This is a genomic window from Sphingomonas sp. ID0503, assembly GCF_048565625.1.
Classification (GTDB): Bacteria; Pseudomonadota; Alphaproteobacteria; order Sphingomonadales; family Sphingomonadaceae; genus JBLZUR01.
Map to the genome: position 1 here is coordinate 862,806 of NZ_JBLZUR010000002.1, position 24,309 is coordinate 887,114.

At 66.2% G+C, this 24,309-nt stretch carries 17 protein-coding genes, 2 tRNA genes and 1 pseudogene; 12 read left to right on the forward strand and 8 right to left on the reverse strand.

The window, feature by feature from the left end; all coding sequences use genetic code 11:
• Positions 1-71: 71 nt before the first annotated feature.
• Together trpE and ACM608_RS05130 are read right to left on the reverse strand one after the other, a co-directional pair.
• Complete coding sequence (gene trpE, locus ACM608_RS05125; RefSeq protein WP_419682184.1) at positions 72-1,571, reverse strand: anthranilate synthase component I; 1,500 nt, start codon at positions 1,569-1,571, stop codon at positions 72-74.
• The gene (locus ACM608_RS05130) at positions 1,568-3,514 is read right to left on the reverse strand and encodes a SurA N-terminal domain-containing protein (protein WP_419682185.1); all 1,947 of its coding nucleotides are present in this window, start codon (positions 3,512-3,514) and stop codon (positions 1,568-1,570) included. Before ACM608_RS05130 ends, trpE begins: the two co-directional genes overlap by 4 nt.
• A 141-nt stretch (positions 3,515-3,655) precedes the next feature.
• Here ACM608_RS05130 and tpiA point away from each other — a divergent pair, with 141 nt between their 5' ends.
• The 9 genes from tpiA (at position 3,656) to clpX (ending at position 12,349) form a co-directional block, all read left to right on the forward strand.
• Complete coding sequence (tpiA, locus tag ACM608_RS05135; RefSeq protein ID WP_419682186.1) at positions 3,656-4,405, forward strand: triose-phosphate isomerase; 750 nt, start codon at positions 3,656-3,658, stop codon at positions 4,403-4,405.
• Positions 4,406-4,474: 69 nt separating this feature from the next.
• Positions 4,475-4,831 carry a preprotein translocase subunit SecG gene (gene secG / locus ACM608_RS05140; RefSeq protein ID WP_419682187.1) on the forward strand — a complete coding sequence of 119 codons (357 nt, stop codon included), beginning with the start codon at positions 4,475-4,477 and terminating at the stop codon, positions 4,829-4,831.
• Between the two features lie 64 nt (positions 4,832-4,895).
• A complete protein-coding gene (locus ACM608_RS05145; RefSeq protein ID WP_419682188.1) occupies positions 4,896-6,032 on the forward strand; it encodes an acyltransferase family protein in 1,137 nt (378 codons plus the stop codon).
• Positions 6,033-6,100: 68 nt separating this feature from the next.
• Positions 6,101-6,185, forward strand: a tRNA-Leu gene (locus ACM608_RS05150).
• 61 nt (positions 6,186-6,246) lie between these two features.
• The gene (tig, locus tag ACM608_RS05155; protein WP_419682189.1) at positions 6,247-7,866 is read left to right on the forward strand and encodes a trigger factor; all 1,620 of its coding nucleotides are present in this window, start codon (positions 6,247-6,249) and stop codon (positions 7,864-7,866) included.
• Positions 7,863-8,834, forward strand: a complete 972-nt coding sequence (locus ACM608_RS05160; protein ID WP_419682190.1) for a glycosyltransferase family 2 protein — start codon at positions 7,863-7,865, stop codon at positions 8,832-8,834. Before tig ends, ACM608_RS05160 begins: the two co-directional genes overlap by 4 nt.
• A 58-nt stretch (positions 8,835-8,892) precedes the next feature.
• Positions 8,893-9,531 (forward strand): ATP-dependent Clp endopeptidase proteolytic subunit ClpP, encoded by a 639-nt coding sequence (gene clpP, locus ACM608_RS05165; protein WP_419682191.1) that lies wholly within the window; start codon positions 8,893-8,895, stop codon positions 9,529-9,531.
• A 152-nt stretch (positions 9,532-9,683) separates the two neighbouring features.
• Positions 9,684-10,874: an acyltransferase family protein gene (locus ACM608_RS05170; protein ID WP_419682192.1), complete on the forward strand. Its 1,191-nt coding sequence runs from the start codon at positions 9,684-9,686 to the stop codon at positions 10,872-10,874.
• Positions 10,875-11,074: 200 nt separating this feature from the next.
• Entirely contained in the window at positions 11,075-12,349 is a 1,275-nt protein-coding gene (gene clpX, locus ACM608_RS05175; RefSeq protein ID WP_419682193.1) for an ATP-dependent Clp protease ATP-binding subunit ClpX, read from the forward strand.
• 59 nt (positions 12,350-12,408) lie between these two features.
• On the opposite strand, the pseudogene ACM608_RS05180 reads toward clpX, so the two are convergent.
• Both ACM608_RS05180 and ACM608_RS05185 read right to left on the reverse strand, forming a co-directional pair.
• Positions 12,409-12,513 (reverse strand): annotated as a pseudogene (locus tag ACM608_RS05180) (PEPxxWA-CTERM sorting domain-containing protein); the annotation flags it as partial.
• Between the two features lie 304 nt (positions 12,514-12,817).
• Positions 12,818-13,480, reverse strand: a complete 663-nt coding sequence (locus ACM608_RS05185) for a DUF2490 domain-containing protein (RefSeq protein ID WP_419682194.1) — start codon at positions 13,478-13,480, stop codon at positions 12,818-12,820.
• Between the two features lie 160 nt (positions 13,481-13,640).
• Here ACM608_RS05185 and lon point away from each other — a divergent pair, with 160 nt between their 5' ends.
• The 3 genes from lon (at position 13,641) to ACM608_RS05200 (ending at position 16,612) form a co-directional block, all read left to right on the forward strand.
• Positions 13,641-16,043 (forward strand): endopeptidase La, encoded by a 2,403-nt coding sequence (gene lon, locus ACM608_RS05190; protein ID WP_419682195.1) that lies wholly within the window; start codon positions 13,641-13,643, stop codon positions 16,041-16,043.
• Positions 16,044-16,140: 97 nt separating this feature from the next.
• Positions 16,141-16,431: an HU family DNA-binding protein gene (locus ACM608_RS05195; protein ID WP_419685104.1), complete on the forward strand. Its 291-nt coding sequence runs from the start codon at positions 16,141-16,143 to the stop codon at positions 16,429-16,431.
• A gap of 106 nt (positions 16,432-16,537) precedes the next feature.
• A tRNA-Val gene (locus tag ACM608_RS05200) sits at positions 16,538-16,612 on the forward strand.
• Between the two features lie 21 nt (positions 16,613-16,633).
• On the opposite strand, the gene ACM608_RS05205 is transcribed toward ACM608_RS05200, so the two are convergent.
• The 4 genes from ACM608_RS05205 to purB form a co-directional block, all read right to left on the reverse strand.
• Positions 16,634-19,534, reverse strand: a complete 2,901-nt coding sequence (locus ACM608_RS05205) for a calcium-binding protein (RefSeq protein ID WP_419682196.1) — start codon at positions 19,532-19,534, stop codon at positions 16,634-16,636.
• 327 nt (positions 19,535-19,861) lie between these two features.
• Positions 19,862-22,429: an HWE histidine kinase domain-containing protein gene (locus ACM608_RS05210; RefSeq protein WP_419682197.1), complete on the reverse strand. Its 2,568-nt coding sequence runs from the start codon at positions 22,427-22,429 to the stop codon at positions 19,862-19,864.
• Positions 22,426-22,974 (reverse strand): biliverdin-producing heme oxygenase, encoded by a 549-nt coding sequence (locus ACM608_RS05215; protein ID WP_419682198.1) that lies wholly within the window; start codon positions 22,972-22,974, stop codon positions 22,426-22,428. Before ACM608_RS05215 ends, ACM608_RS05210 begins: the two co-directional genes overlap by 4 nt.
• Complete coding sequence (gene purB, locus ACM608_RS05220) at positions 22,971-24,281, reverse strand: adenylosuccinate lyase (protein ID WP_419682199.1); 1,311 nt, start codon at positions 24,279-24,281, stop codon at positions 22,971-22,973. The genes ACM608_RS05215 and purB overlap by 4 nt, the downstream gene beginning before the upstream one ends.
• Between the last annotated feature and the right edge of the window lie 28 nt (positions 24,282-24,309).

The following is a 24,309-nucleotide window of genomic DNA, read 5'->3' on the forward strand; positions in this document are numbered from 1 at the left end:
ACCGCCTCTCCGTTCGCACGATCGACGCCGCGCGTTTGTTACGGCTGTGTTGCAGGTATAAAGTTAAATATTCATTGACCGAATTTCGGCTCAATCGCGCGAATTTTCGCTTCGGCAGCGGCGGCGAACAGGGCCCGGGACTTGGCCTGGCACTCGCGATGCTCGGACAGCGGATCGGAGTCCGCGACGATTCCGGCGCCCGCCTGGACGTGCATGACGCCGTCCTTCACCACCGCCGTCCGGAGCACGATGCACGAGTCCATCGATCCGTCAGGGGAGAAATAGCCGACGCCGCCGGCATAGGCACCACGCGTCTCCGGCTCCAGCTCGGCGATGATCTCGCAGGCGCGGACTTTCGGGGCGCCCGACACGGTGCCGGCGGGGAAGCCGGCGAAGAGGGCGTCGAGCGCGTCCTTGGCGGGATCGAGCCGGCCGACCACGTTCGAGACGATGTGCATGACATGGCTGTAGAGTTCGACGGTGAAGCTCTCGGTCACGGTCACGCTGCCCGCCTCCGCCACGCGGCCGACATCGTTGCGGCCAAGGTCGAGGAGCATGAGATGCTCGGCCAGTTCCTTCGGATCGGCAAGGAGGCTGGCCTTGTTCTCGGCATCCTCGATGGCCGTCTTTCCACGCGGGCGGGTGCCGGCGATCGGGCGGATCGTCACCTCGCCATGCCGCGCCCGCACCAGGATTTCGGGCGAGGAGCCGATCAGCGCGAAGCCGGGCATGTCGAGATAGTAGAGGAAAGGCGAGGGGTTGATGCGGCGCAGCGCGCGGTAGAGGTCGACCGGCGGCAGCCCGAAGGGGGTGCTGAAGCGCTGGGCGAGGACGACCTGGAAGATGTCGCCGGCAGCGATGTAGTCCTTGGCCCTGGCGACCATGTCCAGATAGCGCGCCTCGGGCATCGCCGGTTCGGGATCGGCCGCGAGGTCACCCGATGTCGCGCGCTGAGAAGGCACCGGCCCGGCGAGGCGCGCGGCGGCGGCCTCGATCCGCTCGATCGCGGTGGCGATGGCGCGGTCGGGATCGGCGGTGCCCGCCCAGATCGGTGCGACGAGGTGAAGTTCGTCCGCCAGCCGGTCGAAGATCAGGATCACCGTGGGACGCACGAACATCATGTCGGGCAGGTCGAGCGGGTTGGGCGCGGGCCGGTCCAGCTTCTCGACAAGGCCGATCGTCTCATAGGCGAAGAAACCGACGAGGCAGGCGAGGGCGGGCAGCCCTTCCGGCATGTCGCCGCGACATTCGGCGGAAAGCGCGCGCAGGGCAGCGAGCGGATCGCCTTCCGCTGGCGTGAAGGCGTCGCGGTCCGTCCGCCACGCACGGTTGATCTCCGCCGTCCGGCCGTGCGCGCGGAAGACGAGGTCGGGATCGAGGCCGATCAGCGAGTAGCGACCCCGGATCGCACCGCCCTCGACCGATTCGAGGAGGAAGTCGCCGCGTTCGGGATCGATCAGCTTCAGCGCGGCGGAGACCGGTGTCTCCAGATCCGCGACCTGTCGGCGCCAGATGAAGGCGGTGCGGCCCTGCTTCAATGCGCGCCGGGCGTCGGCATCGCGATCGCTCACTGGCCGGCCGCAGCGCCGCTCAGCTGCGCCTTGAAGCGGCCGACCGCCTTGTCGTCACGGCTGGCACCCACCAGATCCTCCGCCGCCTTGGCGAAGGCCTGGGAATATTCCTGCCCGGCGGCGGGGGAGAGTTCGCGACGGACCTGCACGGCGAGGCCCGGGACGGTCGCGAGGTCGCCCTTGTCGATTGTGTCGAGCTTGACGACCAGCCAGCCCGAGCCGTCCGGCGCGGCCTCGGCGCGAGCGGTGCCCTTCGCCATGCTGAACAGGGTGACGAGGGCGGGGGGCACCTGCGCACCCTGACGCCCGATGTCGTAGCGGCGGGCGCGCGCCGGCTGCGGCGCGGGGAGGGGGACACCGGCCTGGGCGAGTGCCTGGGCGAGCGGCATGCCCTTGCCGACCTTCGTCGCGATCGCCTGCGCGGCGGCGCGGGCGCGATCCTGCGCGCGCTTGGCGATCAGATCGGCGGCGACCTGCTGGCTGATGTCCTTCAGCGGGCGGGGAGCGGCAGGAACGATCTGCGGCACAGTGAGGAGGGCGTAGCGCTGGTTCTCGGCAATGGTGGTGACGACCGGATCCTCGTCCGGGCCGGTGGCGAAGGCGTCCCGGAGCAGCGGGGCGACATCCGCCGGGGCGGCATAGGCCGGCTGATCCGGCGCGGTGGCGTTCGGCAGGAGCGGCGGCGTCTGTGCGACGGCCAGGCCGTTTGCCTTGACGATGTCGTCGAAGTTCTGCCCGTCGGCGATCGCATCCTCGACCGCGGCGACGATGCCGGACAAGGTGTCCTGCGTCTTCTGCTTGGTCAGTTCGGCGATCAGCTCGGGCCGGGCCTCGGCGAGGGTCTTGCCCGGCTCGCTGCGGATCGCGTCGATGTGGATGACGTGCCAGCCGAAGTCCGACTTGATCGGGCCGACCGTCGCGCCCTTGGTGGCGGAAAAGGCGGCGCTGGCGGCGGCTGGGGAGATCAGGCCGGCGAGCTGCGCCCGGGTCTGCTCGCCGATGCGGCGGTCCTGGTCCTTGTAGCCGAGCTGCCAGGAGGCAGCGTCGAAGCTCATGCCCCCGGAGACCCGCACCGCGAAGGCCTTGGCGGCGCTCTCGCTCGGCAGCACGACCTGCGACAGGGTGCGGACCTCGCGCGAGGCGTATTTGTCGCCACCGGCCTTGTAGGCGGCGGCGATCTCGGCCTCGGTGGGGGTCGCGCGGGCGGCGACCTGTTCCTGCCCGATCGTGGCGTAACGCAGCACGCGGCGTTCCGGCACGGTGTAGCGGAGGATGTTGTCGCGGTGAAAGGCGATCAGCTCACGATCGGTCGGCGTCGCGCCGCCGCGAAAGGCGGCGGCCGGCACGGTGCCGATCTGCCCGCTGCGGGTTTCCAGAAGAAGGCCGGCATAGGCCGCCGCGACGCTCGCCGGCATGTCGCTGGCGGCGCCGACCGGGGCCAGCACCATGCGGGAGAGAAGCTCGTTGCCGAGATCGCGGCGCAGCAGCTTTTCCGGGATGCGCTGCCGGGCGAGGAGCGCCTCGAAGGTCGCCTGGTCGAACTTGCCGGTTGGCCCGGCGAATGCGGGCATGCCGGCGATCTGGCCGTCGATCAGGCGCTTGCTCGCCTCAAGCCCCTGGTCGCGGGCGAACTCCGCGACGGCGGCGGCGGCGATCATCTGATCGACCGTCCGCTCGACGCCGCCCTGCGCCACGAAGGCGGTGACGGTCAGGCTCGGATCCTGCTCCTTCAGCGCCTCGACCTGGTTCTGGATGATACGCATGGCGTCGGCGCTGCCGATCCGGGTTCCGCCGACCTTGGCGAGCGTGGCGCCGTCCGCCTGGCCGCCGCCCTCAAACCCGGTCGGGCCGTTCACGCCGGTGACCACGAAGGCGATCATCACGAGGCCGAGGATGCCGAGCACCACCCAGGAGGACAGGGCGCGGCGGAAGAAGGCGAGCATGGTCGGTCCCGGGGGCAGCTTGGCTAGAAGCGTTCGCCATAGGGCGGGGGGGCGAAGTCAGCAAGCGGGGCGGTTGAGGCGGGTAGTTGAGGCGGGGCGGGGGGCCTGCTACCGGCACCCGGCAATCAACAGGGGAACATGATGGCGCTGCGGAAACTGGTCGCGGGAAACTGGAAGATGTTCGGCAGCCGCGATGCGCTGGCCGAGCTGGACGGCATTGCCGCCGCCGCCAAGGCGAATACGAGCGTCGATGTCGCGATCTGCCCGCCCTTCACGCTGATCCACCATGCGGCGGAACTGCAGCCCGATCTACTGATCGGCGCGCAGGACTGCCACTTCAACGAGACCGGCGCGCACACCGGCAACGTCTCCGCCGTGATGGTGAAGGAAGCGGGCGCGCGCCTCGTCATCGTCGGCCATAGCGAGCGGCGCGACGCGCAGTGCGAGAGTGATGCCGACGTGCAGGCGAAGGCGAAGGCGGTGATCGCCGCAGGACTGACCGCGATCGTCTGCGTCGGCGAGAGCGAGGCGCAGCGCCTGGCGGGCGAGGCGGAGGCGGTCGTCTCCGCACAGGTGCGCGCCTCGGTTCCGGCCGACGCGGATGGGGCGGTCGTGACCGTCGCCTATGAGCCGATCTGGGCGATCGGCACTGGCCGCACCCCGACGGTGGATGACGTGGCGGAGATGCACGCGCGGATCCGCGCGACCCTGGTCGACCTGTTGGGCGAGAAGGGCAACGGCGTGCGCATCCTCTACGGCGGTTCGGTGAAGCCGTCGAACGCGGCGCAACTGCTGGCGGTGAAGGACGTGGACGGCGCGCTGGTCGGCGGCGCGAGCCTCAAGGCGGCGGACTTCGTGCCGATCATCGAGGCGGCGGCTGCGGTTTCCTGAGCGGTTGAACCCTTCGCCCCGCTCGTCTACATCGCGCGCCTTCCCTATCAGCCAAGATCGCGCGCGCCCATGTTCACCTTCCTCCTTGTCGTCCACGCCATCATCGCGGCGGCGCTTGTCGCGGTCATCTTGATGCAGCGGTCGGAAGGCGGCGGGCTGGGGATGGGCGGCAGCCCGTCGGGCCTGATGTCGGCGCGCGGTGCGGCCGATTTCCTGACGCGGGCGACCACTATCCTGGCCGGGCTGTTCGTGCTGATGAGCATCGGCCTCGCCGCGCTCGCCACCGTGACACGCGGGTCCAGCGAGATCGACACGACGCTGGCGACGCCGCGCACCCCGGCGCAGGCGCCCGCCCCGCAGGCCCCGCCCGTCAAGGATCCGCTGTCGACTTCGGCCGGCAACAGCTCGGTCCCGCTGGCCCAGTAAGCCGGTCCTTCGACGTAGCGGGACCTTGCCGTTTCGGTTAGGCCATCGCTTCGGGGGCAAGGCGATGCGTTTATCCGTGGTTCCGGCCGATCGGTCGGATCTCAGGCACAACAGTTTCGATGCGATGCGGCTCGGCCTCGCCCTGGCGGTCGTGTGGTCGCACGCCTTTGCGCTCTGGCATGGCAGCGAGGACGGGGAGTGGATCTCCCTTCTGCTCGGCGGGGTCTACAACGCCGGCAATCTCGGCGTGCTGGGGTTCTTCACGATCAGCGGCTTCCTGATCGCCCGGAGCTATGTATCGTCCCGGTCGGTGCTGTCCTATCTGCGCAAGCGGGTGAGCCGGATCTATCCCGGCTACCTCGCAGCGGTGCTGATCTGCTCGCTGGTGGTCGTGCCAGCGTACTCGTCCCGCCCCTTCGGCATGGTTACAGGCGAGGAGTTGGTCGGCCTTACGTCCAATCTGCTCCTGAAAAACTACATCGTTTCGTCCGACGCCTTTGGAGGCGGACCGGTGAACGGCAGCCTTTGGAGCATTCCATACGAGTTCTGGTGCTATCTGGGCGTTATCGCGCTTGGCCTGCTGGGATGGCTGAAGCGCCCCTTCGTGGCGGTGACCATCGCGGGGGTGGTGATGCTTGTGAGGTCATGGCTCGACTGGATCCACGTGACGCCTGGGGGATACTGGATCGACGCCGTGATCGGCTATCCGTACTTCTGGTTCATCGTCCTGCCGTCGTTCCTGCTGGGGACGGCGGTGTTCATCCATGGCGAGCGGTTGCCCCGCAACGGCTGGCTGCTGGCAGGTGGATCGACAGCCGCGATCCTGCTGGCGCATGTTCTTCCGCGAGATCCTTATGCGATATTGGTGCTGCGGCTGCTGATCCCGCCGCTCTTGGCCTACGCGATCTTCTATCTGGGGTTTCACCCGACCTGCCGGCTGCCGCATGCGGCACGTTATGGCGACTTCAGCTATGGTGCGTATCTCTACGCCTTCCCGATCCAGCAGATGCTGGTTGCGAGCCTGAAAGGCACGATCCCGTTTCCCGCCTTCGTCGTTCTAAGCCTGGTTCTTTCGGTCCTTGCAGGCGTGGCGAGCTGGTATCTGGTGGAACAGTGGTTCCTGCCCCGCGTCCGCCGCATCCAGGCGAAGCCCGAGAGCAGCCGACCGTTGGAGGAAGAGGCGCTGCTCGTAGCACCCTGAGCCCCGATGCGCTCCCGCCTTGCCCTCCAAGCCATCGCTGCTATAGACGCGGCCGACCGACGGTCCGAGCGGGCGTGGCGGAACTGGTAGACGCAGCAGGTTTAGGTCCTGCCATCGCAAGATGTGGGGGTTCGAGTCCCTTCGCCCGCACCAGCTTCCGCTATAGGCCCCGAGGGGCCGTAAACGCGATTCCAGAACAGAAGGCTTGGGCTAAATGCAGACCGTAGAGACGTTGAACGAGGGCCTGAAGCGCGCCTACTCGCTGACCATCCCGGCCGCCGACATCGAGCAGCGGATCGAGGCCGAGGTCAAGGCGGCCGCCCCGCAGATTCGCATGCCCGGCTTCCGCCCCGGCAAGGTGCCCGCGAACCTCGTCCGCAAGATGCACGGCCCCGCCCTCCGCCAGGACGCGCTGAACAAGGCGATCCAGGAGGGCGTCCAGAACCTCCTCGCCGAGAAGAAGCTGCGCCCGGCGATGCAGCCGGCGGTCGAGCTTTCGTCCTATGACGAGGGCAAGGATGCCGAGCTGTCCGTCTCGCTGGAAGTGCTGCCGGAGATCGCGACGCCTTCGATCGAAGGGCTGAAGCTGGAGCGCCTGCAGGTCGAGGCGGATGAGAGCGCGGTGGACGAGCAGGTCAACCGCCTCGTCCAGCAGCAGAAGAGCTATGGCGACAGCGATCCCGAGCGTGCGGCCGAGACCGGCGACCTGGTGATCATGGATTTCGCGGGGAAGTCGGAGGGCGTCGCCTTCGAGGGCGGCACTGGCGAGGACATGTCGGTCGAGATCGGCTCTGGCCGCCTGATCCCCGGCTTCGAGGACCAGCTGGTCGGCGTGAAGGTTGGCGACGAGAAGACGATCTCGGTCACCTTTCCCGAGGATTACGGTGCCAAGAACCTGGCCGGCAAGCCCGCGACCTTCAACCTGAAGATCAAGGAAGTGAAGGTCGCCAAGGAGGGCGTCGCCGACGACGACTTCGCCAAGTCGCTGGGCCTCGAAAGCCTGGAGCAGCTGCGCGGCCTGTTCAAGGGGCAGGTCGAGCAGGAACTGAACGGCCTGACCCGCACGCACATGAAGCGCAAGCTGCTCGACCAGCTGGCCGAGGCGCACAGCTTCGACGTGCCGCCGTCGATGGTGGAGGCCGAGTTCCAGCAGATCTGGCAGCAGCTGGAGCATGAAGCTGGTCACGAGGAAGATCCGGAGGCGGCGAAGGCCGATCTGGAGAAGGACCGCGAGGATTATCTGAAGATCGCCGAGCGCCGCGTGCGCCTGGGCCTCCTCCTGTCCGAGATCGGCCAGGCGAACGGCGTCGAGGTCTCCGGTCAGGAGATGCAGCGCCTAATCGCGCAGGCCGCGCAGCAGTACGCGCCGGCCGATCGCGAGCGTTTCGTCCAGTACGTTCAGAACGAGCCGATGGCCGCCGCCCAGCTGCGCGCGCCACTCTATGAGGACAAGGTCGTCGACTTCCTGTTCGGCAAGGCGGAGATCACCGACCGCACCGTCACCCGTGAGGAACTGGAAGCGGCGATCGAGGCGGATCTGGACGTCAAGGCCGATGGCGGTCATGTCCACGGTCCGGACTGCGGCCATGATCACCACGACCATGACCACGATCACGCGCCGGCCAAGAAGAAGCCTGCCGCGAAGAAGGCGAAAGCCGCCGACGTTGATGGCGAGGCTGTGAGCGACGAGCCGGTCGGTGAAGAGGCGTCGGCCGAGCCTGCGCCGAAGAAGACCCGCGCCAAGAAGGCGGCCGAACCGGCGGCGGAAGGTGACGAGGCAGCCGAGGCGCCCGCCAAGAAGCCGCGCGCGAAGAAGGCCGCTGCGGCCGAATGATCGGACGGGTGGGGGCGGCCGATCTGCGGGTCGCCGTCCTCCTGCCATGCTATAACGAAGAGGCGGCGATCGGAGCGACGGTCGCCGCCTTTCGTGCGTCTCTGCCGGGCGCGACGATCTACGTCTACGACAACAACAGTACTGACCGCACGATAGAGGTCGCGCGCGCTGCGGGTGCGGTGGTCAGGCGCGAGCGGGCGCAGGGCAAGGGCCATGTCGTCCGGCGCATGTTCGCGGATGTGGAGGCCGACATCTATGTAATGGCGGACGGCGATGCGACATACGACGCGGCGGCGGCGCCGTTGCTGGTGGCGCAGCTGATCGACGAGCATCTCGACATGGTGGTGGGCGCCCGGCGCTCGGAGGTGCAGGCGGCCTACAGACGCGGGCATCGGCTGGGCAATCGGATGCTGACCGGCATGCTGGCCAAGCTGTTCGGGCGCAGCTTCACCGACATCCTGTCCGGCTATCGCGTGTTCTCCCGCCGGTTCGTGAAGAGCTTTCCGGCGCTGTCGCTCGGCTTCGAGATCGAAACGGAGATCAGCGTTCACGCCCTCGAACTGCGCGTGCCGGTGGGGGAGGTCGAGACCGCCTATGCGGCGCGGCCTGAGGGATCGGCGTCCAAGCTTTCCACCTATCGCGATGGGTGGCGCATTCTGACGACGATCCTGACGCTCCTCAGGATGGAGCGGCCGGTGCTGTTCTTCGGCGCCATCGGCACGCTGCTGCTCCTGCTGGCGGTGCTGATCTCGATTCCTCTTGCGGTGACCTATGTCGAGACCGGGCTGGTGCCACGGATGCCCACCGCGCTTCTCGCCACCGGCGTGACGATCATCGCCTTTCTCTGCTTCTTCTGCGGCCTGATCCTCGACACCGTGGTGCGCGGCCGGCGCGAGGTGCGGCGTCTCGCCTATCTTGCCTTGCCGGCATCGCCGCCCTCATCGGACGCGCCGGTCCAAGGCTCTTGAACTGCCCTCCCCAAGCGCCGATGTTGGACGGGTTAGGGCAGAAGGATAGAACCACCCCATGAGCCAAGACCACGCCGATATCGTCAACGGCCTCGTCCCAATCGTCATCGAGCAGTCGAACCGCGGCGAGCGGAGCTTCGACATCTATTCCCGGCTGTTGCGTGAGCGGATCGTGTTCATCACCGGCCCGGTCGAGGATCACATGGCCTCGCTGGTCTGCGCCCAGCTTCTCTTCCTCGAGTCCGAGAACCCGAAGAAGGACATCTTCATGTACATCAACTCGCCGGGCGGCGTCGTCACGGCGGGCATGGCGATCCACGATACCATGCAGTACATCCGCCCGCGCGTCGGCACGCTCTGCATCGGGCAGGCCGCGTCGATGGGCAGCTTCCTGCTCGCCGCCGGTGAGAAGGGCATGCGCTACGCCACCACCAACGCGCGGATCATGATTCACCAGCCGTCCGGCGGCGCGCAGGGCATGGCGTCCGACATCGAGATCCAGGCGAAGGAAATCCTCCGCATCCGTCACCGGATGAACAGCCTCTATTCGCAGTACACGGGCCAACCGATCGAAGTGATCGAGAAGGCGATGGACCGCGACAAGTTCCTCGAGGCGGACGAGGCGAAGGCGTTCGGCCTGATCGACGAGGTGTTCGACAAGCGTCCGGTGCCGAGCGAGGCACAGGAAGCCGCCTGACGCGTATCGAAGCGGGATCGTCTCCGGTCCCGCTTTGCCCCTACTGGCTGATGTAATCGCGCCGAGGTAGGCGTGTCTTAAGGCTTGTCTCGCTAATGAGGCCTCGTAAGCACTGACGACATAAGGGTCGGGCAGGCAGCGGGGGTGCAGCGATGGGCAGTCAGGCGGCGAAGGGCGAGCGTTTCGAGGTGCTCGACAGCCTGCGCGGCGTGTGCGCCAGCATGATCGTGCTGCTGCACTTCCACACCACCGGCTATATCGCGAACTCCACCCTGGTGTCCCATGGCTGGATGTTCGTGGACTTCTTCTTCGTCCTGAGCGGGTTCGTGATCTGCGCCAGCTATGGCGCACGCCTGGAAAGCGGGTTTCCGATCGGCCGTTTCATGTGGCTGCGGCTGGGCCGCATCTACCCGCTGCATCTGTTCATGCTGCTCGTCTTCCTGGCGTTCGAACTTGCTTTCTGGACCGGGTTGATGGGCGGTGCGGATCGCCGCCCGTTTGAAGGATCGAACAGCATCGGATCGTTCATCGCCAGCCTGTTCCTCGTGCAGATCTTCTATGGTCCGGACGGTGTCGCCAACTGGAACGGCGTCAGCTGGAGCATCCAGGCCGAGATGTGGACCTACCTCATCTTCGCGCTGCTGTTCCGATGGACGCGCGGGTGGGTCGTGGCCGCTTCCATCGCGGTTGCGGTCGTGGCCGGCCTCTACGTCTTCCTGCTCACCGACCGGTATCTGAACGTGTTTCACGATGGCGCGCTGGCCCGGTGCCTCTTCGGCTTCTCGCTGGGGGTTGTCGCCTACCGCATACACGCAGGCCGGAGCCAGACTGTTCGCCCGGCCTTCGCCCTCGCAACCTTGGGTGAGGCGGCGGCGGTCATCGCCGTGATAGCGCTGATCGTCACGGCGAAGAGCGGGCCGTTTTCCATCGCGGTGCCGCCGCTCTTCTTCGTCGTCGTGTCGCTCTTCGCGCGGGAGGGCGGGGGGATCAGCCGGCTGCTGAAGCTGCGACCGTTCCTCCTCGTCGGGACACTGTCCTACTCGATCTACATGATCCACTTTTTCCTGCAGCTCCGGTTCATCAACGTCCTGAGCGCCGTGGAGCGGCTATCGGGGGGACGCATAGACATTGTCGGGACAGTAGACGGGCATAATCAGGTGGTCGCGTCACCTCTGGTCAGCGATGCGTTGTCGCTCGTGGTCCTCGCCCTGAGCATCGTCGCTGCCCACTTCACCTACACCTTCATCGAGCGGCCGGCGCAGCGCTGGTCGCGGGAGGCGAAGGTCGGCGAGCGACGCCCGCGGGCGGAAGCCGTCGCCGAGCGCGAGGCGCCGACTTTCTGATCCGGGCGTTCGCTGATTCGGGCATGGACGCGCTGCGACCGCAACCTCCTCAGATCGGGGTTGTTCTAGGCTCGCGGCCATCCATATTGGCAGGGTGCGGCAGGACCGCCGGCGGCGGCGGCGCGGGTCAAACCTTGCCGGTTCGCAAAGGCGGGGACTAGGATGGGCGCCGACTCGGCGTTCCGAGGGTAAAGGACATTATGACAAAGCTTTCCGGCGGCGACAGCAAGAGCACCCTGTATTGTTCGTTCTGCGGCAAGTCGCAGCACGAGGTGCGCAAGCTGATCGCAGGCCCCACCGTCTTCATCTGCGATGAGTGCGTCGAGCTGTGCAACGACATCATCCGCGAGGAGACGAAGGGTGCGCTCGCGCGCAAGGGTGACGGCGGCGTGCCGAGCCCGCAGGAGATCTGCGACGTCCTCGACCAGTATGTGATCGGGCAGGCGAAAGCGAAGCGCGTCCTCTCGGTGGCGGTCCACAACCATTACAAGCGGCTGAACCACGGCGCGAAGGGTGCCGATGTCGAGTTGGCGAAGTCCAACATCCTGCTCGTCGGCCCCACCGGCTGCGGCAAGACGCTGCTCGCCCAGACGCTGGCCAAGACGTTCGACGTGCCGTTCACCATGGCGGACGCGACGACGCTGACCGAAGCGGGCTATGTCGGTGAGGATGTCGAGAACATCATTCTCAAGCTGCTCCAGGCCTCCGACTACAATGTCGAGCGGGCGCAGCGCGGCATCGTCTACATCGACGAGATCGACAAGATCAGCCGCAAGGCGGACAACCCCTCGATCACCCGCGACGTCTCGGGCGAGGGCGTGCAGCAGGCGCTGCTGAAGCTGATGGAGGGCACCACCGCCTCCGTGCCGCCGCAGGGCGGGCGCAAGCATCCGCAGCAAGAGTTCCTGCAGGTCGACACGACGAACATCCTGTTCATCTGCGGCGGCGCGTTCTCGGGCCTTGAGAAGATCATCGGCGACCGCCTGCAGGGCAAGTCGATCGGTTTCGGCGCGATGGTCGCTTCGCCCGAGGAGCGGCGCACCGGCGAAGTGCTGCGTCAGTGCGAGCCCGAGGATCTGCTGAAGTTCGGCCTGATTCCGGAGTTCGTCGGCCGCCTGCCCGTCATCGCGACGCTGGAGGATCTGGACGAGACCGCTTTGGTCAAGATTCTCTCCGAGCCGAAGAACGCTCTGGTTAAGCAGTACCAGAAGCTGTTCGACATGGAGGACACCAAGCTGTCCTTCACCGACGACGCCCTGATCGCCATCGCCAAGAAGGCGATCGAGCGGAAGACCGGCGCGCGCGGCCTGCGGTCGATCATGGAGGGCATCCTGCTCGACACCATGTTCGACCTGCCGGGTGCGGACAGCATCGACGAGGTGCTGATCGACAAGGACGTGGTTGAGGGCCGCAAGGACCCGGTCCGCGTCTATGCCAAGAAGGGCAAGGGCCAGGCGGGCGGCGACGCGGCCTGAGCCTCGGCAAGCAAGCTTGAAAAGTGACCCGCCGGAGCGATCCGGCGGGTCTTTTCGTGTCAGGCGAAGCGAACGGCGGCGTTCGCCGGACGACGACGCATCGCGCTGCCGACCAGGCCGAATCCCGCGATCATCATCGCCCAGCTCGTCGGCTCCGGCACGGCCGCCGTCGGGGTGATCGTCGCCGAGAAGGTGAGGTCATGGTAGTTCAGCTTGGAGAACATCACCTCGTCGAGATTGGCGCCCAAGACGCTGCCCTGGACCAGATCGCCGAGGCCGGAGATCGATTCGAGTTGCAGCCGCCGAAGGGCAGGCAGTCGCCGAGATAGGCGAGACCCGAATTGCCGGCGATCCCGTACGTGCTGAGGAAGGCGACGCATTCCTGCCCCTGCGCCTCGCACAGCCTTGTTCCCGGTCGCTGTTCCATCGCGGGACCACGACCTTCGGCGAGCGTGCGAACTCGTGCGATCAGTACCGCATGAAGAGCGAGATCGACGCGACGTGGTTGACTGCCTTGTCCCCGCGCGGGCGGTCGACGAGCTGGTTGAGATAGCCGGCTTCGATCGTGGACTTGCCCTTCAGCGGCAGTTCGAGGCCGGCGAAGGTACGGAGCTGGTCGAAGCCCTTGCGGGCGCCCCAATCGGTATCGTTGAGGGCGACGAAGACTTCCGCATAGCCGAGCGCGGCGATCCCGTCCCGGTCCGACCCGAGCGGCGTTTCGGCCCGGATCATCTCGCGCACGCGCCAGCCGGTGTCGTTGCCGTCGGACAGCCAGCGCTGCTCCAGGCGGGTGCGGGAGGAGAGGGTGGGGCTGATCGTCCAGCTTACCTGCTGAAAGCTGCGCTCCTCGTTGCGGTCACGTCCGCCTTCGATGGGCAAGGCGACATGGGCGTAGCCCTGGTAGACGGTGACCGCCGGGGATAGCCGCAAGCCGATCGCGGGACGCAGAAGCAACTGGCCGAGATGCGAGACGCCCTGGTCGAAGCGCGGCTGGACCTCGGCGAAGTAGACGAGATCGCCCGCGACAGGCCCCATGACCGTGGCGTTCACCCAGAGCTGTTCGTCTTCGCGGGTCGCCGCCAAGGTCGGCGAAGCGGCTATAAGGGATAGGAGGAGGGCGAGCTTTCGCATCGCGCGTCTATCGCAGCGTGAGCGAAGAAGGTCAGGGGTGAACACCTGTCCAGCAACGCTTTGTCACGTCGCCTCGCGCCGGAAGCGCGCCGATCATTGCGTGTCGCACACAAGGCTCCATATACATCTATGTTGGCGGGGTTCCCGCCGTGGAGTGATGATGACCGAGACCCTGCCCGTTCTCCCCCTGCGCGACATCGTCGTGTTCCCGCACATGATCGTCCCCCTGTTCGTCGGGCGTGACAAGTCGGTGGCGGCGCTTGAGGCCGCGATGGCGGCGGACAAGGCGATCTTCCTGGTTGCGCAGCGCGACCCGGCGAATGACGACCCCGATGTCGAGGCCTTGTTCGCGATCGGCGTCACGGCGACGGTGCTGCAGTTGCTGAAGCTGCCCGACGGCACGGTACGGGTGCTGGTCGAGGGGCGCCAGCGTGCGCGAATCGACACCCTGCGCGTCGAAGGCGCGCATCTGGTCGCGGTTGTCGAGCCGCTGGCGGACGCGGCCTCGGACAACAGCGAGGCGGTCGCGCTGCAGCGCTCGGTGATCGAGCAGTTCGACAACTATGTGAAGGTCAACAAGAAGCTGCCGGACGAGACGGCGGTTCAGGTGGCGCAGATCGATGAGCCCTCGCGGCTGTCCGATGCGGTCGCCGCCAACCTTTCGGTCAAGGTTTCCGACAAGCAGGCGCTTCTGGACGAGCTGGATCCGGTCCGCCGTCTTGAGATGGTGTTCAGCCTGATGGAGGGCGAACTGGGCGTCCTGCAGGTCGAGAAGAAGATCCGCAGCCGCGTGAAGCGCCAGATGGAGAAGACGCAGCGCGAATACTACCTCAACGAGCAGCTGAAGGCGATCCAGCGCGAGCTGGGCAATTCGGACGGCGAGGAGGGCGGCGACGAACTCGCCGAACTGACCCAGAAGGTCGCGACGCTGAAGCTGTCGAAGGAGGCGCGCGCCAAGGCGACGACCGAGCTGAAGAAGCTGAAGTCGATGGCGCCGATGTCGGCCGAGGCGACGGTGATCCGCAACTATCTTGAGGTTCTGCTCGGCCTCCCATGGGGCAAGAAGTCCAAGGTCAAGAAGGACATCGCCGCCGCGCAGGCGGTGCTCGACGCCGATCATCACGGCCTTGAGAAGGTCAAGGACCGGATCGTCGAGTATCTGGCGGTGCAGGCGCGGACCAACCGGCTGAAGGGGCCGATCCTGTGCCTCGTCGGCCCGCCGGGCGTGGGCAAGACCAGCCTCGGCAAGTCGATCGCCAAGGCGACCGGGCGCGAGTTCATCCGCCAGTCGCTGGGCGGCGTACGCGACGAGGCGGAGATCCGCGGCCATCGCCGGACGTATATCGGCTCGCTCCCGGGCAAGATCGTGTCGAACCTGAAGAAGGCGGGCACGTCCAACCCGCTGTTCCTGCTCGACGAGATCGACAAGCTTGGTCAGGATTTCCGGGGTGATCCGGCCTCGGCCCTGCTGGAGGTGCTCGATCCGGAGCAGAACGCCAAGTTCCAGGACCATTACCTGGAAATCGACTTCGATCTGTCGGACGTGATGTTCGTCTGTACGGCGAACAGCCTGAACCTGCCGCAGCCGTTGCTCGACCGCATGGAGATCATCCGGCTTGAGGGCTATACCGAGGACGAGAAGGTCGAGATCGCGCAGAGCCACCTGATCGGCAAGCAGATCGAGGCGCATGGCCTGAAGAGCGGCGAGTTCACGCTGACCGAGGCGGGCCTGCGCGACCTGATCCGGTACTACACGCGGGAAGCGGGCGTCCGCACGCTGGAGCGCGAGATCGCCAAGCTTGCGCGCAAGAGCCTGCGCCAGATACTGGAGGGCAAGGCCGAACGGGTCGAGATCACCCCGGAGAACCTCGCTGACTATTCCGGTGTCAGGAAGTTTCGCTTCGGCGTGTCCGAGGAGGAGGATCAGATCGGTGCGGTCACCGGTCTCGCTTGGACCGAGGTCGGCGGCGAACTGCTGACCATTGAGGCGGTGACGGTGCCCGGCAAGGGTGGGATCAAGACGACCGGCAAGCTGGGCGACGTGATGCAGGAGTCGATCCAGGCGGCGTTCTCCTTCGTCCGCGCGCGCGCGCCGAGCTTTGGCGTGAAGCCGAGCTTGTTCGCCCGCCGGGACATCCACATCCACCTGCCCGAGGGCGCGGTGCCTAAGGACGGCCCGTCAGCCGGCATCGGCATGGTGACGGCGATCCTGTCGACGCTGACCGGCGTGCCGGTGCGCAAGGACGTGGCGATGACCGGCGAGGTGACGCTGCGCGGCCGCGTGCTGCCGATCGGTGGCCTGAAGGAGAAGCTGCTGGCGGCGTTGCGCGGCGGCATTGCCACGGTGCTGATCCCGGCCGAGAACGAGAAGGACCTGGCCGATATTCCGGCGACGATCCGCGACGGGCTGAAGATCGTCCCCGTGCGCCATGTGGATGAGGTGCTGGCGGTGGCGCTGGTCTCCCCGCTCGATCCGATCGAGTGGACCGAGACGGACGAACTGGCCGCCCAGCCTCCGGTCGGCAGCCCGGCAGCGGCCGAGGAGAACCCTGTTCATCATTAGGTCAGCTTCCGCCATTTTCGGCGGATTCGTTTCCTTTTGACAGACACGCCCCTGATACGATTAGATCGCTCCAACGGCCGTCCGACTCGGAGAACGGCTGAAGAGAGGGGATGCGATGAACAAGCAGGACCTTATCGCAAAGGTTGCGAGTGAAGTTGGCGTCGCGCGCAGCGACGCCGGTCGCCTTATCGAATGCGCGCTTGAGACGATCAGCGAGACGTTGAAGTCCGGAGAGGATGTACGCCTCGTCGGCTTCGGGACCTTCTCGGTTACCCGGCGCAAGGCCTCTACCGGACGCAATCCGCGCACCGGGCAGGTGATGAACATCGCCGAATCGAGCCTGCCGAAGTTCCGCGCCGGCAAGGCGCTGAAGGAAACGGTGAACTGATCGGCGGGCTTGTCCGGCGACGCTTTCGCGCCGCTGGACAAGCCGCGATCGACCCGTTATCCGCGCCCTCTCCCCGGACGAACGGTCCGGTGGCGACCCCAGGCATGGGCGCATAGCTCAGCGGTAGAGCACACCCTTCACACGGGTGGGGTCGCAGGTTCAATCCCTGCTGCGCCCACCATGCCTGTCCTTCGATGCGATCTTAGACGAGGACGAAGTCGGCGGCCTGCAGCGGGCCGAGCGCGGAGACCTTGAAGGAGAAGTCCACCGACTTGTCGCCATCCATGTCGATCGCGACGGTGTACTGTCCATCGCCGCTGACGCGCACTTCGCCGGCATGGCCGGTGAAGGCGTCGCTGCCGATGAACGAAAGCCCCTTGCCATTCCCGGTGACGAAGGGCGCCAGCATCTTCAGCTCCAGCTTGTCGCCTTGCCGGCTGGAGAAGTCGGTGACGATCGACGTCGGAGTTTTGCTCAGGTCGTTGGCGAAGACGAAGCGATCTGCGCCCGCGCCGCCGACCAGCGTATCGGCACCCTTGCCGCCGCGCAGGACATCGTCGCCGTCGCCGCCCATCAGCGAGTCGTCGCCATTGCCGCCCGCGATGCGGTTGTTGGCGACGCCGCCGATGATGGTGTCGTTGCCGTTGTCGCCACCCAGCTCGATCCACACGCCCTTCTTGGTCGTGCAGTCCTGGATGAAGTCGGACATGTAGCTGCCGACGCCACGGGTGGCGCCGTCCAGCATGATCATGCGCTCGACATTCAACGGCAGCTGGTAGCTGACCGAGCAGTAGAGCGTGTCGGTGCCGCCATAGGCCGCCTCGACCACCATGTCGCCGACATTGTCGACGAAGTAGGTGTCGTTGCCCGCCGCGCCGATCATCTGGTCGGCGCCCTTGCCGCCGTCGATCACGTCGTCACCCGCCTCGCCGGACAGACGGTCATTGCCGTCCATGCCGCTCAGGAGGTCGTTGCCGAGGCCACCCATCAGGATGTTGGCGCCTGAGTTGCCGAAGATGTTGTTGTCGAGCGCGTTGCCGGTGCCGCGCAGGTTCGCGCTTCCTTCCAGGAGCAGGTTCTCGACATTGACGGGCAGGACGTAGTCGACGCTCGCCAGGACGGTGTCGATGCCGACCTTCGCCGCCTCGCTGACGAGGTCGCGGACGTGGTCGACGAGATAGGTGTCGTCGCCGATGCCGCCCGCCAGCGAATCCGCGCCGGCGCCGCCGTCCAGAGTGTCCTTGCCCGCAGCACCCGACAGCGTGTCGTTGGCAGCGCCGCCGAGAAGCTGGTTGTCGAGTTCGTTGCCCGTGCCGGTGAAAGCGCCGGTGCCGGTATAGATCAGCCGCTCCACATTCGCGGGCAGGGTGTAGGAGGCGAGAGCGACCTTGATGGTGTCGGTTCCGCCGTTCAGCTGCTCGACGACCGTCTGCTCGGCATTCGTCACCAGGAACGTGTCGTCGGCATTCGTTCCGGTAAGGGTGTGGTCTTCCGCTGGCGCGCCGGGCCTAGGCATGTCGCTGCCACCACCCTGGACGCCGCCCTCGGCGCGGGCTGCGGCGGAAACGGCCTTCAGCGCGTCATAGCGCGGGCTGCTGTCTTGATAGATGCTGTCCAGAATGCCCCAGTAGCCGAACTTGGAGGAGTCTCCCACGTCCTGGAACGCGACCAGTTCCTTGCCGCCAGCGGCGCCGAAGTCGTTGGCCATCTGCGTGTAGAGATCGCCCATCCGCGGGTCGTTCATCAGCTTCGCGAAGAACGTCTGCATCTCGGTCTGGGTGTCGCCCAAGAAAAGATTGGTCGTAAGGTGGGCGCCGCCCTCATAGGCGATCAGATCCAGGCCGTGCTTGGCGGTGAAGGCGGAGAAGAAGGCGTAAATATCCTTCAGATCCTTGAGCGAGCCACCGGTCGACAGCTTCGCGCCGGTGCGGATCTCTTCGAAGGCAGCGGCCATACCGGCCTCACCGGATCGCGCCCAGGACAGCAGGGTCTCAAGATCCTTGCCGCCAGTCGCGCCGCTTAGAACGTCGAAGTAGGTCGTGATGGCGAACGCGTCGAACAGCGTTCCGACCGACCCCTTGCCTGCACGGGCGACCCCGTCCGCGACATAATTGGCAAGATCGCCATAGTAGGTCTGGGAGGTCAGAACGTTGACCAGGCGGTCGTCGCTGCCGAAGACATCGTTGGTGATCGCCGCCACCTGCGCGGCGCGGTAGCCGTAATAGGTGACCCAGCCGGCCGCGAAATGTTCATTGGGGTCGTTGCGATTGATCGTGCCGTCGCCGTTCGCATCCGTGCCCCAAAGCTCGTTGCCTTTTTCCAGCGCGATATCCGAGGCCTTGAAGCCCCAGTTCCACATCTCGTTGGAATATTCGAAGTTGACCTTCAGCGAAGGGTCAAGGTGCTCCTTCACGAAAGCCGCCATCTGCTTGACGTAATTGTCGTCAGCAAGGGTGGGGACGTTCAGCCACAGGTCGGTCTTGGTCTCATTCGCGAGCTTGACCATGATCTCCAGCGGCACGCCGTTATTGGCGTAGCTGGCCGAGCTCTCGACAGACCGGGTGTTCCAGTCGACTTCCTTGGACTCGTTGGTCCCCTGCCAGTCCATCATGCGCAGCATGTCCCAGTTCTCGACTTTCTCGATGAACTCGGGATTGAAGGTCTTTCCGGATTCGAACAGCGCCTGCTGATCCTCCCGGACTACATGGATCCCGGTGATCGGGTCGCTCGCCGACATGTTCTTGATCTCGACGCCCATGGCATAGCCGGGGCCGGTGAACTCGACCACAACCTTCCCGGGTTCCGAGCTGATGATCTTTCCGCAGAAGACGCCGACAGTGCCGGTGCCCTCGTAGCTGATGACATAGCGGTTGGTCGGCCCGTCGCCGATCGGATCGACGGCCACGAGGGAGCGGATCGACTGATAGCCCTCCGGCACCCCGGTCGGGTAACCGTTCTTGTCGTAGGAAAGCTGGACCGCGGCGTCGAAGCTCCAGTCGCCGCGCGTTCCCGACCAGGGGCCCGAGGTCTTGAAGCGGTCCAGGAACGGCGCCTGCTTGGACCAGTAGTTCACCGCGGTCAGGTTCATTCCGATCGTAGGCATTCGAGATCCAATCGCCGGTTCACATCCGATGAGCAGCGAATAGATCAGGAGGATTGAAGCGATGATGGAAGCGCGTGGTTTCCAGCGCGTTAAGAAATTCAGGTTTGCGGTCAGCATCTTAGTTCATCCACCGATTAACGCCGCTTCAACCCTGTTGTCGGCGTGACGCGCCAAGGCGAGCCGACCTCCGGTGGCATACCGGCGGACGACAGGCACACGGATAACATGTTTGAGGGTAGACGACCTGCGTTTGATCCCGCAGGCGTCATCTGGATCACATGACCACAAGAGCACGGGCGTCCGCCGGCAGCTTTGCGGCTGCGTCGATCAGTCGGCGATGCGGGTGATCGCCGCGACGAGACGCTCCGCGGTGAACGGCTTCTGCAGGATGCCGCTCTCCGCCAGCTCGCCCGGCAGCTGAGCCTGTTCGCCGTACCCGGTGGCGAAGATGAAGGGGACGCCCAGCTCCTTGAGGCGCGACGCGATCGGGAAGCTGACCTGGTCGCCGAGATTGATGTCCAGGATGGCGAGCGAGGGCTGATCCCGGTCGATGGTCGACAGCGCATCGCGAACGCCCGCTGCGGGAAGGACCCGCTTGGCGCCGAGCCCCATCAGCAGATCCTCGGCATCCAGAGCGATGATCAGGCTGTCCTCCACCAGGAGAACCGTCTGGCCTTCTAGCGCGCGCGCGATCTTGGCCGGATCTTCACCCGCGCCGTGATCATACTGGGGGGTAACCGCATCCCGCACGATCCGTTCCGCGCGCACCGTGACATGGCGGGCCGGAATGCAGAAGGAGGCCTCCAACCCGCCCAGACGATAGCGGATGTCCGCCTTACCGCCGAGATCGTAGGGCACCGATCGGCCGATGATGGTCGAACCGAAGCCCTCGCGGGTGGGGGCCTGCACCGGCGGCCCGCCCCTTTCGGTCCACTCGACCAGGAGATCACCGTCCGCCGTGCGCTTCCAGTTCACCGCCAACGTCCCGTCGCGTGAGAGCGATCCGTACTTGACGCAGTTGGTCATCAACTCATGCACGACGAGCGCCATGGTGGAGAAGGCGAGCGGGTCGAGCAGTACGTCCGGCCCCGACATCTTGAGCGCTTCGGCCCGGTGCGGGAGATAGGCGCCCGCCTCGGTCTCGATCAGGTTGGCAAGGGGGGCGGGGCCCCAATGGTCCTCGGTAATCTGGTTGTGCGCGCGGGCAAGCGCCTGCACGCGGCCGTCTACCTCGGCGATATACGCGTCGCTCGACACGCCATCCCGGCGGGACTGGCGGATGATACCCCGGATCAGGCTCAGGATGTTGCGGACGCGGTGGTTGAGTTCGGCAATCAGCAGCTCCTGCCGCTCGCCGAAGCGTTCCCGCTCGGCATGCGCCGCGTCCGAGAGGCGGAGGACGACCTCGATCAGGGTAGCCCGCAGGGCCTCGGCGACGCCCATCTCCGCCGGGCTGAAAGGCTGGGATCGGCCGTGGACCAGTTCCGACCATGCCTCGAAGCTCTTGCGCGGGGTGAGACGCGGGCCGTTCGGGCCGTACTCGATCGGCTTATGGGGATCGCCGGCCCAACGGACGGTGCGCACCATTTCCTGCCGGAAGAGAATGACATAATCGCGCGGACTGCGAGAAATCGGGATCGCCATCAGCCCGGCCGCCCGATCAGACCACACCTCGCCCGCCGGAAAGAAACCGGCGATGCGGTCGGTGGCGAAGACACGCGAGGCGGCGGTGCCGTTCAGCGTGCGAACCAGCGCTGCCAGAGCATCGGCGGGAGGTGTCATGCCGGATGTCGCCTGCCGACCATCGATCCACACGGCGATACCGTCCGCTGGGATCGCCTTGCCGATCGTCTCGGTCAGCCAGGAGGGATCGTCGAGCAGCGAGGCGTCGCCGGCGATTGCGGCGAGGATGCGGTCGGACACGTCGCGGGCGCGGCGCTGGTAGTCGGCTGCTTCCTTCCGCTCGCGGCTCTCGAGCTTCATTGCGAACATCTGGCCGAACAGCTCGGCCGTCGTGCGCCGCTCGAAGGACGGACAGCGCGGGCTGTAGTGATGGCAGGCGAACAGGCCCCAGAGCCGCCCCTCGACGATGATCGAGATGGACAGCGAGGCCCCGACGCCCATGTTCTTGAGATATTCGATATGGATCGGCGAGACCGAGCGCATGATCGAGAGCGAGAGGTCGAGCTGATTACCGGCGGTATCCAGCGCAGGGAAGATCGGCACCGGCTTCGCCTCGATATCCGCGATCACCCGGAAGATGTTGCGCTGATAGAGCTTGCGGGCCTGCGCCGGAATGTCGCTTGCGGGGTAACGCAGGCCCATGAAGCTGCCGAGGCCGCTGCGCGCCGCTTCCGCCACCACCTCGCCCGAGCCGGCGTCGTCAAAACGATAGACCATGACGCGATCGAAGCCCGTCAGGGCGCGGACCTGCCGCGCGCCCTCGCGGAAGAAGGCGTCGAGCGTGTTGGTGTCGTCCAGTCTCGACATCATCAGGCGGACCGTGCCCGCCGCGTCAATCGAATCGGCGGCGTCGCTCGGCTCCGCCTCGATCACGATCGTGCCGTTGGAGAAGTGGACGGCGACGTCGAAGAGGCGGTCGTTGTCGAAGAGACAATGGGCGAACAGCCGCTCCATCGAATCCTCGCCGCGCATGACGGTCATGCGGTTGCGGATCGAATGGATCGCGTCGGCCGTGAAGATCTCGGTGAGCGGCAGGCCGATCAGCGGCTCCGCCTCGCGCCCGGTATAGTCGCCGATGTTGCGGGAGACACGGCTGATCAGCCAGTCGCTCGTCACCGCGACAAGGAAGCCGATCGGCTGGATTGCACCAAGCAGGTGGATCGGCTCGCGATCGCAATTCGTGAGATCGACGGGCGACGGGATTTCGTTCAACGCATACCTCGTTCGGCGCGGGCCGCCGCCTCGAAGCGGTCGAACACGGCACGGGCCGAAGCCAAAGCAGCCTCGACGCTCTCCGGGGAATAAAGCGTCGATCCAAGGATTTCCAGCAACTTCCGCCATGCGCCGGGCGTCTGCGCTGTCCCGAGATAGGTGCGGGGCAGGTCGGCCGGAATGCGCCGCGCCAGCATCGCGCCGCCGAGCCGCGACCCTTCCAGAACATAGAGCGCGCCGAGTGCCGCATCGGTGTCGGTGAGTTTCAAGGGCGTCAGATCCGGTGCGGTCTCCTCCAAAGCCTGAAGGTCCGCGAGAATGCGATCGGCGCGGCGGCGTCCCGTCCAGTCCGGCACCATCGCCTCGATGCCGATGCAGTCGATCGCCTGCTCGACGGGGATGAACGCGCGTGCATGCGCCCGCAGGAAGCGGCGGTAGTCGGACGGATCGCTCAGGTCGAAGGCACCGAATGCCGCGTCGACGCGGTCATGGGCGTCACGCGTCCCCTCACGAAGGGCCTCGTGGACGGGCAGGCGCACGCTCACGCCCGGCCGAACACCCGGCGGAAGATCGTGTCGACATGCTTCAGGTGGTAGCCGAGGTCGAACTTCTCCTCCAGCTCGGCGTCCGACAGCGTCACCTCCGGATCGTCCTTGAGCAGTTGTAGCAGCGAGAGCTGGCCGTCCGATTCCCACACCTTCATCGCGTTGCGCTGGACGAGGCGATAAGAGTCCTCGCGGCTCACCCCGGCCTGGGTCAGCGCCAGCAGCACGCGCTGGGAATGGACGAGGCCACCCATCTTGTTGAGGTTCTTCTCCATCCGCTCCGGATAGACGAGCAACTTGTCGATCACTCCGGTTAGCCGGGCGAGCGCGAAGTCCAGGGTGATGGTCGCGTCGGGACCGATATAGCGCTCGACCGAGGAGTGGCTGATGTCCCGCTCGTGCCAGAGGGCGACGTTCTCCAAAGCCGGGGTGACATAGCCGCGGATCATGCGGGCGAGGCCGGTCAGGTTTTCGGTCAGCACCGGGTTGCGCTTGTGCGGCATCGCCGATGAGCCCTTCTGGCCGGGGGAGAAATACTCCTCCGCCTCAAGCACCTCGGTACGCTGGAGGTGGCGGATCTCGGTCGCGAGCCGCTCGATCGAGGAGGCGATGACGCCGAGCGTCGCGAAGAACATCGCGTGGCGGTCGCGCGGGATAACCTGGGTGGAGACCGGCTCGACCCCGAGGCCGAGCTTCTCTGCGACATGCTCCTCCACGCGCGGGTCGATATTGGCGAAGGTGCCGACCGCGCCCGAGATCGCGCAGGTCGCGACGTCGGCGCGCGCGGCCTTGAGGCGGGTGAGGTTGCGGGCGAACTCGGCATGAGCCTCGGCGAGCTTCAGGCCGAAGGTCACCGGCTCGGCATGGATGCCGTGGCTGCGACCGATGGTCGGCGTCATCTTGTGCTCGAAGGCGCGGCGCTCGATCACTGTCAGCAGCTTTTCGAGATCGGCGATCAGGATGTCGCTTGCCCGCGCCAGTTGCACGGCAAGGCAGGTGTCGAGCACGTCGGAGCTGGTCATACCCTGGTGCATGAAGCGCGCCTCGTCGCCGACCTGCTCCGCCACCCAGGTCAGGAAGGCGATGACGTCGTGCTTGGTGACTGCCTCGATGGCGTCGATGGCCTCAACGTCGATGTCCGGCTTGGTCGCCCACCAGTCCCAGAGCGCCTTGGCCGCCGACTTCGGCACGACGCCGAGTTCGGCCAGCGCCTCGGTGGCATGGGCCTCGATCTCGAACCAGATGCGAAACCTCGCCTCGGGCGTCCAGATCGCCACCATGTCGGGCCGGGAGTAACGCGGAACCATTGAGCCGTCCTGTCAGGAGAAAGGGCGG